We start from the raw sequence: 13,412 nt of genomic DNA, 5'->3' as shown, positions 1-13,412 counted from the left end.
ACGCCTTAAGGGCGCGTCTGCGGCAAGGCAAGGATGGGGTCATATTCCCGCAATTTGCCAAGGTTCGGCGCCGGCGGGACCGGCTGTGTCGACGTGCCAAAGCTTGCTTTTTAAGGTGTGAACTGTCACACCCCCATGGCAATTGCGGCCCGGTACGACGGAGGATTGAAGTGTACGAAATTGCCGTCGCTTTCTCGGTGCTGGCCTATGCCGGGGTGGTCGTTACCTATCTGTGCAGCCGCTATTTCAGCGTGTTCCATCCGTTCTCGCTTTATGTCCCGTTTCATGGGCTGGTGTTTGTTCTGCGCCCGGTCCTGTCGTTGTTTCTGGACTATAGCTATGTCTACCGCGCCTATCAGTTCACGCCCACTGAGGGTGATCGAACCGTTGCCTTGCTTGCCGCAACGCTGGGCTTCCTGTCGTTTGCGTTCTTCACCTTCAGGCCCGGATCGGGGGCGGTGGAAATGCGCTTTGTTGACGATCACCTGGTCAATGATGAGCGCAATCGGCTGGCGCGCTACTTTGTGTGGGCCCTGGTGATCTGCAGCCCGGTGGCGATCTGGTCGCTGGCGGGGCTGTATGGTTCGGTGGCCGGGATTATCGAGAACCAGCGCGATATGATCCTGGATCGATCGACCGGGATCACCATCAACGGCAAGGGCAACGGCTATTTCTTTGAAGCCCAGTTGATGCTGGTGCCATTGACAGCGGTAATCGCGTGGGTGTTCCGCTTCAGCCTGCTGTCGCTGCTTCCCGCCGCCCTGTTCGTGCTGTTTCGGGCAGCGACCGGCGGCCGGGGTCCGTTCATTGCGGCGATGTTCGCGTTGGGGCTATTCTATCTCTATCAGGCTCGGCGCAAGTACCCGACCCTGCGGGTAGCTATGGTGCTGGCGGTGGTCGGCCTGCTTTTTACCGCGATTGGCCAGGATCGCGGGTATGCCTTGCGCGCGGCGATGGGGGCGGAAACGGATTCGCGGATCAATTTTGAACAGGAGCTGCCCTTCCTTGGCGGGATGGACTTTTCCAACATGGAATACATGGAATATGTAGTCTGGGTGGTGCCCCAGCGCAGCCAGAACTACACTTACTTCAGCGAGACCCTGCAGCTTCTGACCGAGCCGATCCCGCGAGCGCTTTGGCCGGGCAAGCCAATCGGTTCGCCGATCAAGATGTTTTCGATGTTCGACTATGGCTTCCCGATCGGGGCAACCTGGTCGCTGCCCGGGGTCGGCTGGATGGGGTTGGGCTGGCCGGGCGTGGTGTTTTTGTGCGGCTTGTGGGGCTATGGCCTGGGCGTGATCTATCGGCGGTTTGTGGAGAGCGATCAAAGCACTTTCGCGGTGGCGGCCTATATGTGCTTCATGCCGATCATGGTCGTGGCCTATCGTGACGGCCTGATCATTACTGTGTTCAGGCAGGGGATCTTCTATATGTTCCCGCTGCTGGTGTGGATCGCCATTGCCCGGTTCTTCAACGTGCCGCTGGCCCGCGATCTGCGCATCGCAATGGCGCGGTTGCGGCGGCGTGATAAGCTGCAAGGCGGCCAAGCTGGGGCGCTGGCGGCTTCCCCCGAAGCTGCTTCGGCCGATCCGCTTAGGGGGCTTCCGCCGGCAGTCCGGCGGCGGCGGCTGGCGCTGGGCAATGCCCGGGCGGCCAGATCACCTGAATAGCCATCAAGGCCGGTGCAGGGCCTGAACGGCGGCCCCTGCGGTGGCCGCGCGGGCCTGTGCGGCTGCGCGCAATACCGGATGATCCAGCGCGGCATAGTGGCTGGGGCTCATAGCCATAAAGCGTTTGAAGTCTCGAACGAAATGGGCTTGATCGACATAGTGCAAGTCCAGCGTCTTGATCCAAGACAGCGATGGATCAAGCATGAATTGCGCAAGGCTGCGTAAAAACCGCTGGCGCCGCAGCAGCAGCTTGGGTGAAAAGCCGAACGCGCGCAGCGAAAGCCGTTCGAGCGACCTTGCTGAAATCCCCAATCGCTCTGCCAGTTCAGCAACCGAATTCACTTCATCGGAAATCAGCGCCGTATGGGCCGCGTGGATTCTGGCTTCCTCTTCGCTGGGCGCGCGGCCGGCCAGCAGATCAAGCAGGAAGGCGTCGATCCGCTGGGCCTCTTCTGCCGGATTGCGGGCATCGCCAAAGACCCGGTCCGTGATACCGGCAAGGTGCGCACAATGCGGGCTGCTATGCGCATCGATGGTCTGATCGACCAGATCACTGGCCGGGCCATTGATCAGCCTTGACCAGCCCAGCGGCAAAATTCCGATCCCCCAGATGCGGGCGCGCCCTTCGATCACAAAATGGCCCGGCAGGCAGCTGGGCCCGGTGAAGATCGCCTGCGGCAATTTCTGAAGCGGAGCATCGCCCAGGGCCGAGGACCAGCATTGATCCTGCGTAAAGCGCAGATTGGCCCATTCAGGGTGCAGCCAATCCTCTACCGACTCGCCGGCATCCTGGTTTACTTCGGTGAGGTAATAGGTCGAAATGTATGGCGCCAATGCCGGCGATGGCATGTGGAACTGCAGCGCCACCGCCCCTTCAAGCCTAGTCTTCAACATCGCGCGAAACCCCTTACGAAGCCCAGCGACCTAATTTTCCTGCTCGCAGGATCACGAATGCCACAAGCCGTTGTCGCAGAGCAAGCCAAAAGCCTGTGCCAAAATGATCCTTGTCCGTATCGCGGGCCAAACAGAAACCAGAAAGGGCGCGGTCTGGATCCAGACCGCGCCCTTTTGGATTTCGCATCGCGCGTGCGCTTAGGCGGGAAGAGCCGCCTTGGCCTGGGCGATAACCGTAGCAAAGATGCCGCCTTCGTTCATCGCCAGATCCGCCATCGTCTTGCGGTCCAGTTCGATCCCGGCCAGCTTGGTGCCAAAGATGAACTGCGAATAGGTGATGCCTTCGGCGCGAACCGCAGCGTTGATGCGCTGGATCCACAGTGCGCGGAAAGACCGCTTCTTAACCTTGCGATCGCGATACGCATACTGGCCGGCCTTTTCGACCGCCTGACGCGCAACGCGGATGGTGTTCTTGCGGCGACCCCGATAACCGGCAGCCTGTTCTAAAAGCCGCTTATGCTTGGTGCGAGTGGTTACGCCCCTTTTGACACGTGCCATTGTTCAGTACTCCTAAGTTCAACCGAGCCCGTAGGGCGCCCACTTCTTGATCGTCTTCGCATCAGCATCAGAGATCGTGTCGGTCCGGCGGTGTTGACGGATGTACTTGGCGTTGTGGCTGATCAAACGGTGCCGCTTGCCAACCGCACCGTGCTTGATTTTGCCGGTGGCGGTAAGCTTGAAGCGCTTTTTGACGCCGCTCTTCGTTTTGAGCTTGGGCATTTTCGTCTCCTGGTTTGAGACACGTCCAATCGGCCATGGCAGCCCTAGTTAGCCAGGCAGATCATCGAATCCGTGTCAATGAAGTGGGCGCCCCTAACGGGGAATCGCGCCTTTGGCAACACCGCACTTGGCTTTGCCGCGCCGCCTTACTAACCTTGGCGGCGATGAAAAGCGCTTATCTTGCGGGAAGAATGCTGCTGGCCCTGCCGGGGATGGGTGATCCGCGGTTTGAACAGGCGGTAATCGCGATGGTTGGTCACGACGCTGATGGCGCGATGGGGATCGGGATCGGCCAGATCCGAACCGGGATTAGCCTGCATGCCATGCTGATCGAGCTGGGGATTGAACCGGGCGTTACCCCGGATTGCCCGGTTCACATTGGTGGCCCGGTTGAAAGCCAGCGCGGGTTTGTACTGCACACGGATGATTGGGAAGGGCCGGGTACGGTTCAGGCAGCGCCGCTGTGTTCGTTGTCAACTTCGGTTGAAGTTCTGCGCGCCATTGCTGCCGGTGGAGGCCCCAGCCGCTTTCTGATCGCGCTGGGCTATGCCGGCTGGGGCGCAGGGCAGCTGGATGGCGAAATGCGCCGCCACGGCTGGCAAGTGGTCGATGGATCGCAAGAGCTTTTGTGGGAGACGCCCGCCGAAGCGCGCTGGACCAAAAGCTGGCGCAGCGCCGGGATCGATCCGGCGCTGCTATCCAGCGTAACCGGGCAGGCCTGAAGGCGGCCCGTCCGGCTTGGCAAGGGCTAATCGTAAACCGGGCCTTCGCTGCCCGCCGCACCGCCGCTTGGGTTCTTGACCGACCAAGCCCCGAACAGTGCGATGATGGCATAGCAGATGATCGGCACGATCAAGGCCAGTCGCAGGTTGCCACTAAGGTCAGCCACCATACCGAACAGAACCGGGACAATCGCCCCGCCGACAATCGCGGTGCACATGATGCCCGAGCCTTGCGGGGTTTGTTCGCCCAATCCTTCGGTGCCAAGGCTGAAGATCGTCGGGAACATCAGCGAATTGCAAAAGCCAACCAGGATTAGTGCCCAGCCTGAAAGGCCGCCCGAGGTGAACGCGGATAGGGCGATCAGGCCAATCGCGCCAGAAGCAAACGCGGTCAGCACGCGGCCTGGCTTTGCCAACCGCAGGATGAACCCGCCCAGCAGGCGGCCCGCCAGCGCGCCCAGCCAGTACATCGCCACCAGCTTGCCAGCAGCTTCAAGGCCAATGCCCATTACGCTGCTATCGCCCAGATAGGCGATAAGGTTGGAACCGATCGCAACTTCCGCCCCAACATAGGTGAAGATGCAAAGCGCACCGAACTGAACGCGGCGATTGCCGGTAAGCAGGCCCATGGTGCCTTCCAGCTTGACCTCTTCGGTCTTGGCGTTGTCCAGCGCTGAACGGAATACCCAAAACAGTGCAGCAATCGCCAGCATCAAAAAGCCAAGCCACATATAGGCAGTGCCGATTGAGGCACCTTCGGCCACGCGGTAGGCCTGAAGCTGGGCTTCAGTAGCCGCGGCGGCATCGATCGGTTTGGAATCACCCAACAGGAATGAAGCCCCGCCATAGATCATCAGAAACACGCCGATTGAATTGAACGCCTGGGCAAACGTCAGCCGGCTGTGTGAAGTTTCAACAGGGCCCAGCGTGGTAATCACCGGGTTCATCGCTACTTGCAGCACGGTGATCCCCGCACCAATGCAGAACAGAGCCGCCAGGAAGCCCGGGAACGACGCCGCGGCCGAGGCCGGGATGAACAAAAATGCCGCCGCTGCGATGATCACAAAGCCCAGCACAAAAGTGCGGATATAGCCTAGCTTTGACAGGATTATCCCGGCCGGAATCGAAAAGGCCGCATAAGCAAAGAAGAAGAACAACTGCACGAAGTTCGCCTCAGTGTGGCTAAGGTGGAACATCGGCTTGAACTTGCCGACCAGCAGGTCGTTGATATTGCTTACCCCGCCAAGCAGGAAAAACACCGCAAAGGCCAGCGCCAGGACGATCCCGGTCTTGCCTCCACTGGTTCCTCCGCCTGCCGCATTCACCGCGCTGATTGGTGCTGCCATAGTCGCTCTCCCGTTATTGCCGGCCCCTCCAAGGGCACCAGAAGCTGCAAGTCATGGCGCGGTGGGCTGCAAAGTCCAGCCCCATACGTATGAACCGGCAAATGTTTGGGGAAATATGGAAGCGCTTCCATATATTCGGACAGTGTCGGGCCCTTGCCAAGTTTAATCGCCCGATTAAAAGCGAGGGCAAGAGGAGAGATTCGCGACATGTCGATACTCTATGATGAAGGCCAGCAGGCCATTGCCACCGAAAGCCGCCGGGTGCTGGATGCCCGGATGGACAAGGCGCGGCTACTGGGGCTGTTGGAACAGGTTGGGCAGTTCGATCAGCCGTTTTGGGACACTGCGGTTGAGCAGGGCTGGACTGCGCTGGCGGTGCCTGAAGAGCACGGCGGACTGGGGCTTGGCCTGATTGAGCTGGGGCTGGTTGCCCAGGCCTGCGGGGCGGCAACATCGGGTGCGCCGTTCCTGACCGGCGGATACGGCGTGGCGCAGGCGCTGGCCCAGGGCAGTGACGCTGCGTTGGCCGCTGAATGGTTGCCCAGGCTGGCCAGCGGCGAGGCGATCGGCTGCGCGGCTTTTGCCGAGGGCAATGCCATCTTGCCGCGTGGTCCTGCGGTGACTTTCGCTGATGGCAAGCTGAACGGTGCCAAGCCGGCGGTTGCGGGCGGGATCAAGGCCGATCTGGCGCTGGTCTGGGCGCAAACCGCTGGGGAGCCGGCGCTGGTGGTGGCTGATCTTTCCGGTGCAACGCGCACCAGCGTGGCCAGTTATGACAATTCACGGCTCTATGCCGATCTGCACTTCGCCGGCACGCCGGCCAGCCTGATCGCGGTAGGGCCAGCCGCACGCACCCTGGCGCTGGATGTGCTGGCGCGGATGGCGGTGATGACCGCGCATGAACAGGTCGGCGCGGCCGAGGCACTGCTTTATATCGCGCGCGATTATGCCGTGACCCGCAAGGCCTTTGGCCAGCCGATCGGTGCGTTCCAATCGATCAAGCACCGGATCGCCGAAATGTACGGCCTGGTCGAGATTGCCCGGGCCAATTGCATCCACGCCGCCGCTTGCGAGGGCAGCGCGGAATTTCTGCTGGCCGCTGCCGATGCCCGGATTTCAGCGACCGAAGCCTATGATACCAATGCGCGTGATTGCATGCAGATCCACGGTGGGATCGGGGTGACCTGGGAGCTAGGCCTGCATTTGCACATGCGCCGGGCGCGCAGTCTGGCGGTCGAATGCGGCAGCCTGACGTTCTGGGAAGATTTGACTGTCGATTGCCTGACGGGAGCAGCAGCATGAGCGATCTTGACGCATACCGCGAAAAGGCCCGCGCCTTTCTGATCAGCATGGCGCCCAAATTTGGCCGCGATGCCCGCCGCGCCAACACGGTCGAACAAGACCTTGCGCTGGGCCGGCAATATATGGCCGCGCGCCACGATGCCGGGTTTGCCGGGATCAACTGGCCGGTCGAAATCGGCGGGCAGGGCCTGACCCATCTCCACAAGATCACCTTTGATGGTGAAGAGATGCAGTTCGGCATGCCGAGCCACTTCTTCGGGATATCGCTGGGCATGCCGGTGCCAATCGTGATGCACTATTGCGAAGACAAGGCCTGGGTGAAAGAGCGCGTCCTGAAAGCGCTGCGCGGCGAGGAAATCTGGTGCCAGATGTTCTCCGAACCTTCAGGCGGATCAGATCTGGCGGCGCTGCGCACCAAGGTTGAGACCGACGGTAACGGCTGGAAGATGAACGGCCAGAAGATCTGGACCAGCTGGGCGCAATATTGCGATTACGGCGTGATCGTCACCCGCAGCGATCCCACTATAGAGAAGCACAAGGGGCTGACCTATTTCTGGGTAGATATGAAAGCCCAGGGCGTTGAAGTGCGCCCGATCAAGCTGGCGGGCGGCGATAGTCACGTCAACGAAGTGTTCTTTGATGATGTCCGCCTGGAAGACAGCCAGCGGCTGGGCGCGGTTGGCGGCGGGTTTGGGGTAGCGCTCCACACGCTGATGATCGAACGCTATATCGCCACCGATAGCGGCGGATTTGGCCCGCATCTTGATGAATTCATCAAGCTGGCGCACGAAGTCGATATCAACGGCAAGCCGGGCATCGAAGATGGCCGGGTGCGCCAGCAGATCGCCCGCAACCATGCAATGCGCGCCGGTCTGGATTCGATCACCAAGCGTGCCTTTGCAATGATGATGGCGGGGATGCAGCCGGGGCCTGAAGGATCGTTGCAGAAACTGGTCGCGGTGCGCAGCCGGCAAAAGCTGTCTGAGCTGGCGATGGACCTGAAGGGCAACCTTGGCCTGGCGTTTGACGAGCACGCCTTCGTCAAGACCGATTGGGGCACATCATGGCTCAACGCGCCAACGGGCCGGATCGCCGGCGGTTCGGACGAGGTGCTGCTGAACACGATTGCTGAAAAGATCCTGGGATTGCCGCAGGATCACCGGCCAGACAAGGGCGTGCCGTTCAACGCAATTCCGGCCTAGAACCGGTCAATCGCGGCCCGTGCTATCGGATCCAGTCCTGAGCGATCACTGCTCAGGATCGCGGTTTTCATGCGCGGATCCCAGAAGTCCTTGATGTGCTGGTGCGCCAGCTCAATCGCCTGCGCCTCGCCTTGCGGGGCCAGGTTCTTGGCAATCTGGTTGGCCATATAGGTCAGCCGTTCGATATCCATGGTTCTTACTCCGCCGGCACGCGCGCCACGCGGCGGCTTTTTTCAGACCAGCTGGCATAGCTTTCCTGCCATTCGCTTGGTCCGTTCGATGGCAGAACCTGCACCGCGGTTACCTTGTATTCAGGGCAATTGGTGGCCCAATCGGAATAGTCGGTGGTCACCACATTGGCCTGCGTCGCGGGATGGTGGAAGGTGGTATAGACCACACCGGGAGCAACCCGGTCTGTCACGATTGCACGCAGTGTGGTTTCGCCGGTTCGGCTGGCCAGGCGCACCCATTCCCCATCATTTACCCCGCGATTTTCGGCATCGAGCGGATGGATTTCCAGCACATCTTCTTCATGCCAGACATTGTTGTCGGTCCGCCGGGTCTGCGCGCCGACATTGTATTGGCTCAGCACCCGCCCGGTGGTGAGCAGCAGCGGATAGCGCGGCCCGGTCTTCTCATCAGTCGGCACATAGTCGGTGACGATGAACTTGCCGCGCCCCCGCACAAAGCCATCGACGTGCATGATCGGGCTGCCATCAGGGCTGGCCGCGTTAACCGGCCATTGCAGCGATCCTTCGGCATCCAGCCGGGCATGCGAAACTCCCGTAAAAGTTGGCGTTAGCCGCGCGATTTCATCCATGATTTCGCTGGGATGCTGGTAATCCCAATCCAGCCCCATGGCTTTTGCCAGCTCTTGCGTAACCTCCCAGTCGCCATAGCCATTTGCCGGCTCCATCACCTTGCGCACCAACTGGATCCGGCGTTCGGCATTGGTAAAAGTGCCGTCCTTTTCCAGGAAGGTCGAGCCCGGCAGAAAGACATGCGCGTAGTTGGCGGTTTCGTTGAGAAACAGGTCATGCACGATCACCAGTTCCATCGCCTTCAATCCGGCCGCCACGTGATGTGTGTTGGGATCGGATTGCAGAATATCTTCGCCCTGCACGTAAAGCGCACGAAACGATCCATCGAGCGCGGCATCAAGCATGTTGGGAATGCGCAAGCCCGGTTCGGGATCAAGGCTGACGTTCCAGTCTGCTTCGAACTCAGCGCGTACTGCCGCGCCCGAGATGTGCCGATAGCCCGGCAACTCGTGCGGGAAGCTGCCCATATCGCAGGCGCCTTGCACGTTGTTCTGTCCTCGCAGCGGGTTCACCCCCACGCCGCGCCGGCCAATGTTGCCCGTGGCCATCGCAAGATTGGCAATGCTCATCACAGTGGAGGAACCCTGGCTGTGCTCGGTCACGCCCAGGCCATAATAGATCGCCCCGTTTCCGCCGGTGGCAAACAATCGCACGGCCGCGCGCAATTCCTGGGCGGGAACCCGCGTTACCGGCTCCAGCACTTCTGGACTGTGGCGGAGGTCAGACACAAATCGCGCCCAATCGTGATATTCGTCAATCTCGCAGCGTTCGTTGATGAACTCTTCGTCTGCCAGCCCTTCGGTTACAATCACATGGGCCATCGCGGTCAGCACGGCCACGTTGGTGCCCGGCTGCAACGGCAGGTGGTGCGCGGCTTCGATATGCGGGCTTTTGACCAGATCGATCCGCCGCGGATCAATCACGATCAGTTTGGCACCTTCGCGCAGGCGGCGCTTTAGCCGGCTGGCAAAAACCGGGTGGCCGTCGGTGGGGTTGGCACCGATCACCATGACCACATCGGCGTCCATCACCGAATCGAAATCCTGCGTGCCCGCGCTGGTGCCGAAGGTTTTCGAAAGACCATAGCCGGTAGGAGAATGGCACACCCGCGCGCAGGTATCGACGTTGTTCGATCCGAACCCGGCGCGGACCAGTTTCTGGACCAGGAAGGTTTCCTCGTTGGTGCAACGGCTGGATGTGATCCCGCCCAGCGCGCGGGGGCCGTGCGCGGCCTTGATCGCGTTAAGCTTGCCCGCGGTGTATGAAAGCGCCTCTTCCCAGCTTACTTCGCGCCAGGGATCATCCACACTGGCGCGGATCATCGGCGTGGTGATGCGGTCCTGATGGTTGGCATAGCCCCAGGCGAACCGGCCCTTGACGCAGCTGTGCCCGCGATTGGCCTTGCCATCTTTCCACGGAACCATTCGGACCAGCTGATCGCCCTTCATCTCGGCCCGGAATGTGCAGCCAACCCCGCAATAGGCGCAAGTGGTGATCACCGCGCGTTCGGGCTTGCCCAATTCCTTGACGCTTTTTTCCATCAGCGCGCTGGTTGGGCAGGCCTGCACACAGGCCCCGCAGCTTACGCAGTCGCTTGACAGAAAGCTGTCTTCAAGCTGCCCTGCACCGATCTTTGAACCAAACCCGCGGCCATTAACCGCCAGCGCCAATGTTCCCTGCACTTCATCGCAGGCCCGCACGCAGCGCGAACAGGTGATGCATTTGTCTGGCTCAAACGCAAAATAGGGGTTCGACGTGTCATCCGCCTGACCCATGTGGTTCGCGCCCTCATAGCCATAGCGCACATCGCGCAGGCCAACTTCGGCGGCCGTATCCTGCAGCTCGCAATCGTTGTTTGCGCTGCAGGTCAGGCAATCGAGCGGGTGATCGGAAATATAAAGTTCCATCACCGATTTGCGGATCCGGGCCAGTTTATCGGTCTGGGTGTGGACCACCATGCCTGGCGCCACCGGGGTGGTGCAGCTGGCGGGCGTGCCCCGCGCGCCATCGATTTCAACCAGGCACATCCGGCATGATCCGAATGCTTTGACGTTATCGGTGGCGCACAGGCTGGGGATCGATCCTCCGCATTCGCCAGCGGCGCGCATCACGCTGGTGCCGGCCGGCACGGTAACCGCGCGGCCATCAATGGTCAGCGTTACCTGGGTGTCAGACTGGACTTGCGGGGTGCCGAAATCGGCCTGCCGTTCATAGCCCATGGTACTTCTCCGCCTGCGCCAGATCTTCCGGCGTGTTGATGTTTATGCTGGGCGACTTTGCCCTGGCTGCGCGTGCGCCGATCGCTTCGGCAAAGGCACGCACCGAATGGCGGCCAGTGCCGCGCAGGATTTCTTCGATCGATTTGATCGCGCTGATCGGCCACAGCCCAACCACCGGCTGATCCGCCAGATAGGCCGGCGCCGGAGCGAGCAGATCAGGCAGCGCGCGGGGCAGATCCAGCGAATCCACACCGCAAGTCAGCACCAGATCAAAACCAAGATCGCGTGCGCCGTGCAGCGCGGCGGCAATTCCGCCCAGCGGGCCCATGCCGGGGCGCGGCCAATCGGGACGGGTTGGCGCTGGGGCCTGTTCGCGCCCGACCACAATCACTTTTTCGCACCAGCCCGAAAGCAGGTCGACAGCGCGGGTCAGCAGCGTTTCACCAGCAAGCTGCGCCAGCGCCTTATCGCTGCCAAACCGGCTGGATTGCCCGCCCGCAAGGACCGCGCCAAGGATCACGAGAAATCCTCGGGCCAATGCTTCAGCGCCGAACGTACCGGATAGGGCGTGAACCCACCCAGCGCACAAAGCGAGCCAAACTGCATCGCCTCCATCAGATCATCCAGGAGCGCCAGCTCTTCCGCTTTGGATCGGCCAACTTTGCGGGCATTGTGCATCTGCGGCAGCGCTTCAACCGCATCGGCGTGAACTTTGCCGCCAGCACGGATCCGGTCGATCAGTTCCACGCCGCGGGTCGATCCGATCCGGCACGGGGTACATTTTCCGCAGCTTTCTGCTGCGCAGAACTGGAACGCAAAACGCGCCATTGCGCCCATATCGGCGCTGTCATCAAACACCGTGATCCCGCCGTGGCCGATCAGCGCATCGGCCAGCGTATAGGCTTCGTAATCGAACGGCAGATGGAACTGGCTGGGGTGGATATAGGCCCCCAATGGCCCGCCAACTTGCACTGCCTTGATCGGCCTGCCGCTGACTGTGCCGCCGCCAATCTGGTTCACCAGCGCGTCCAGCGTGATCCCGAACGCGGTTTCATACAGTCCGCCGTGCTTGATGTTGCCAGCCAGCTGGATCGGCATCGTGCCTTTCGAGCGCTCGATCCCCAGCTGCGCGTAGAGCCCTGATCCGCCCTCGGCCATGATGTGCGGGATTGCTGCCAAGGTCAGCACATTGTTGACCACGGTGGGCTTGCCGAACAGCCCTTCAAGCGCGGGCAGCGGCGGTTTGGCCCGCACTTCGCCGCGTTTGCCTTCGATCGAATTCAACAGCGATGTTTCTTCGCCGCAAACATAGGCCCCGGCGCCCACCCGCACTTCGAGCTGGAACGGTGCGATGTGTTGCCAGGCCAGCGCAATCGCTGCGTTCAGCTTGGCAATCGCATGCGGATATTCGCTGCGAACGTAGATATAACCTTGGCCCGCGCCGACGGCGTGCGCGGCAATCGCCATACCCTCGATCAGTTGAAACGGATCGCCTTCCATCAGCATCCGATCTGCAAAGGTGCCGCTGTCTCCTTCATCGGCATTGCAGACGATATATTTTTCCGTGCCGGGCGCTTCCATCACGGTGCGCCATTTGATCCCGGCAGGGAAACCGGCCCCGCCGCGGCCGCGCAGACCGCTTTCGATTACTTCGGCAACTACATCGGCGCACACCATCGTGCGGGCGCGCGAAAGCGCAGCCCAGCCGCCGGTGGCGGCATAGTCATCCAGGTTTAGCGGGCGGGTCTTGCCTGCGCGGGCGAAAGTCAGGCGCTGTTGGCCGGCAATGAAGGGGTGTTCGGCAATCCGGCCGATTGCCTTGGCGCTGGCGCCATCGAGGATCGCGGCGACATCATCGGCCCGGGCCGGGCCGAAGCCCATGCCATCAATCTCAACCAGCGGCTCAAGCCAATGCATCCCCCAGCTTGAGGTCCGTTCAACCATGCAGCCGGCCTGTTCAAAGGCGGCGGCCAGAGCATCGGCGCCTAGCGCAACCGCTTGCGCATCATCAGAGATCCGAACCACGATCATGCCAGTTTCACCAATCGGACCAGTTCAGCCTCATCAAGCCCGGCATAAATCTGCCCGCCGATCCGGGCACTGGGGCCCATCGCGCACAGCCCCAGGCAATAGACTTCCTTTAGGTTGACCCGCTCGCCAGCCGCCGCTTGGGCTGCTGGCACCAAGGCTTCGACACCGCGTGCCTTGCAGGCTTCGGCGCGGCACAGCTCAACCACCGGGCGCGGATCGTGGGTCTGCGTGAAATCATGATAAAAGCTGACCACCCCGTGCACTTCGGCGCGCGACAGGTTCAGTGCCAAAGCTACGGCTTTTTCCGCCGCTGGATCGATGCAGCCAAAGGCCTGCTGGATAGCATGCAAGATTGGCAACAGCGCGCCCTTGCGGCCGGCATGTGCAGCGATAATTGTGTCAAGTTCGCTCGGTTCCATGGCCTG

Annotated in this window: 13 protein-coding genes; 4 read left to right on the top strand and 9 right to left on the bottom strand. The window is 61.3% G+C overall.

Going from position 1 to position 13,412, the window contains the following annotated elements:
- The first annotated feature begins 170 nt into the window (after positions 1-170).
- Positions 171-1,670 (top strand): O-antigen polymerase, encoded by a 1,500-nt coding sequence (locus tag ABL914_RS06020; RefSeq protein WP_391562258.1) that lies wholly within the window; start codon positions 171-173, stop codon positions 1,668-1,670.
- 3 nt (positions 1,671-1,673) lie between these two features.
- On the opposite strand, the gene ABL914_RS06015 is transcribed toward ABL914_RS06020, so the two are convergent.
- The 3 genes from ABL914_RS06015 to rpmI form a co-directional block, all read right to left on the bottom strand.
- Positions 1,674-2,564, bottom strand: coding sequence for a helix-turn-helix domain-containing protein (locus ABL914_RS06015; RefSeq protein ID WP_391562257.1), 891 nt, complete (start codon positions 2,562-2,564; stop codon positions 1,674-1,676).
- A 198-nt stretch (positions 2,565-2,762) separates the two neighbouring features.
- The gene (gene rplT / locus ABL914_RS06010) at positions 2,763-3,122 is read right to left on the bottom strand and encodes a 50S ribosomal protein L20 (protein ID WP_391562256.1); all 360 of its coding nucleotides are present in this window, start codon (positions 3,120-3,122) and stop codon (positions 2,763-2,765) included.
- 18 nt (positions 3,123-3,140) lie between these two features.
- Positions 3,141-3,344: a 50S ribosomal protein L35 gene (rpmI, locus tag ABL914_RS06005; RefSeq protein ID WP_088308183.1), complete on the bottom strand. Its 204-nt coding sequence runs from the start codon at positions 3,342-3,344 to the stop codon at positions 3,141-3,143.
- Between the two features lie 164 nt (positions 3,345-3,508).
- Here rpmI and ABL914_RS06000 point away from each other — a divergent pair, with 164 nt between their 5' ends.
- Positions 3,509-4,066: a YqgE/AlgH family protein gene (locus ABL914_RS06000; protein WP_391562255.1), complete on the top strand. Its 558-nt coding sequence runs from the start codon at positions 3,509-3,511 to the stop codon at positions 4,064-4,066.
- A gap of 26 nt (positions 4,067-4,092) precedes the next feature.
- On the opposite strand, the gene ABL914_RS05995 is transcribed toward ABL914_RS06000, so the two are convergent.
- The gene (locus ABL914_RS05995; protein ID WP_391562254.1) at positions 4,093-5,412 is read right to left on the bottom strand and encodes a sugar MFS transporter; all 1,320 of its coding nucleotides are present in this window, start codon (positions 5,410-5,412) and stop codon (positions 4,093-4,095) included.
- A 207-nt stretch (positions 5,413-5,619) separates the two neighbouring features.
- On the opposite strand from ABL914_RS05995, the gene ABL914_RS05990 reads away from it, so the two are divergent.
- Together ABL914_RS05990 and ABL914_RS05985 are read left to right on the top strand one after the other, a co-directional pair.
- The gene (locus ABL914_RS05990) at positions 5,620-6,714 is read left to right on the top strand and encodes an acyl-CoA dehydrogenase family protein (RefSeq protein ID WP_391562253.1); all 1,095 of its coding nucleotides are present in this window, start codon (positions 5,620-5,622) and stop codon (positions 6,712-6,714) included.
- Positions 6,711-7,916 (top strand): acyl-CoA dehydrogenase family protein, encoded by a 1,206-nt coding sequence (locus tag ABL914_RS05985; protein WP_391562252.1) that lies wholly within the window; start codon positions 6,711-6,713, stop codon positions 7,914-7,916. Before ABL914_RS05990 ends, ABL914_RS05985 begins: the two co-directional genes overlap by 4 nt.
- Here ABL914_RS05985 and ABL914_RS05980 read toward each other — a convergent pair.
- The 5 genes from ABL914_RS05980 to ABL914_RS05960 are packed head-to-tail and all read right to left on the bottom strand — an operon-like array spanning position 7,913 to position 13,406.
- Positions 7,913-8,107 (bottom strand): formate dehydrogenase subunit delta, encoded by a 195-nt coding sequence (locus tag ABL914_RS05980; protein ID WP_391562251.1) that lies wholly within the window; start codon positions 8,105-8,107, stop codon positions 7,913-7,915. The two genes, ABL914_RS05985 and ABL914_RS05980, sit on opposite strands and share 4 nt — an antisense overlap.
- 5 nt (positions 8,108-8,112) lie before the next feature.
- On the bottom strand, positions 8,113-10,956 hold the full coding sequence (gene fdhF / locus ABL914_RS05975; RefSeq protein ID WP_391562250.1) for a formate dehydrogenase subunit alpha: 2,844 nt from the start codon (positions 10,954-10,956) through the stop codon (positions 8,113-8,115).
- Positions 10,946-11,476 (bottom strand): molybdenum cofactor guanylyltransferase, encoded by a 531-nt coding sequence (locus tag ABL914_RS05970; RefSeq protein ID WP_391562249.1) that lies wholly within the window; start codon positions 11,474-11,476, stop codon positions 10,946-10,948. Before ABL914_RS05970 ends, fdhF begins: the two co-directional genes overlap by 11 nt.
- Positions 11,473-12,987, bottom strand: coding sequence for an NADH-ubiquinone oxidoreductase-F iron-sulfur binding region domain-containing protein (locus ABL914_RS05965; RefSeq protein WP_391562248.1), 1,515 nt, complete (start codon positions 12,985-12,987; stop codon positions 11,473-11,475). Before ABL914_RS05965 ends, ABL914_RS05970 begins: the two co-directional genes overlap by 4 nt.
- Positions 12,984-13,406, bottom strand: a complete 423-nt coding sequence (locus tag ABL914_RS05960; protein ID WP_391562247.1) for an NAD(P)H-dependent oxidoreductase subunit E — start codon at positions 13,404-13,406, stop codon at positions 12,984-12,986. The genes ABL914_RS05965 and ABL914_RS05960 overlap by 4 nt, the downstream gene beginning before the upstream one ends.
- Between the last annotated feature and the right edge of the window lie 6 nt (positions 13,407-13,412).

This window comes from Novosphingobium sp., from assembly GCF_040079535.1.
In the GTDB taxonomy this organism is placed as follows: Bacteria; Pseudomonadota; Alphaproteobacteria; order Sphingomonadales; family Sphingomonadaceae; genus Novosphingobium.
This window is presented reverse-complemented; position numbering and strand designations above follow the sequence as displayed.

What these genes read in the sequence shown, in the direction of transcription:
- ABL914_RS05965 (WP_391562248.1), bottom strand. Translation starts at nt 12,987, where the DNA reads ATGATCGTGGTTCGGATCTCTGATGATGCGCAAGCGGTTGCGCTAGGC.
- ABL914_RS06000 (WP_391562255.1), top strand. Translation starts at nt 3,509, where the DNA reads ATGAAAAGCGCTTATCTTGCGGGAAGAATGCTGCTGGCCCTGCCGGGG.
- ABL914_RS06015 (WP_391562257.1), bottom strand. Translation starts at nt 2,564, where the DNA reads ATGTTGAAGACTAGGCTTGAAGGGGCGGTGGCGCTGCAGTTCCACATG.
- ABL914_RS05960 (WP_391562247.1), bottom strand. Translation starts at nt 13,406, where the DNA reads ATGGAACCGAGCGAACTTGACACAATTATCGCTGCACATGCCGGCCGC.
- ABL914_RS05980 (WP_391562251.1), bottom strand. Translation starts at nt 8,107, where the DNA reads ATGGATATCGAACGGCTGACCTATATGGCCAACCAGATTGCCAAGAAC.
- ABL914_RS05990 (WP_391562253.1), top strand. Translation starts at nt 5,620, where the DNA reads ATGTCGATACTCTATGATGAAGGCCAGCAGGCCATTGCCACCGAAAGC.
- ABL914_RS05985 (WP_391562252.1), top strand. Translation starts at nt 6,711, where the DNA reads ATGAGCGATCTTGACGCATACCGCGAAAAGGCCCGCGCCTTTCTGATC.
- rplT (WP_391562256.1), bottom strand. Translation starts at nt 3,122, where the DNA reads ATGGCACGTGTCAAAAGGGGCGTAACCACTCGCACCAAGCATAAGCGG.
- fdhF (WP_391562250.1), bottom strand. Translation starts at nt 10,956, where the DNA reads ATGGGCTATGAACGGCAGGCCGATTTCGGCACCCCGCAAGTCCAGTCT.
- ABL914_RS05995 (WP_391562254.1), bottom strand. Translation starts at nt 5,412, where the DNA reads ATGGCAGCACCAATCAGCGCGGTGAATGCGGCAGGCGGAGGAACCAGT.
- rpmI (WP_088308183.1), bottom strand. Translation starts at nt 3,344, where the DNA reads ATGCCCAAGCTCAAAACGAAGAGCGGCGTCAAAAAGCGCTTCAAGCTT.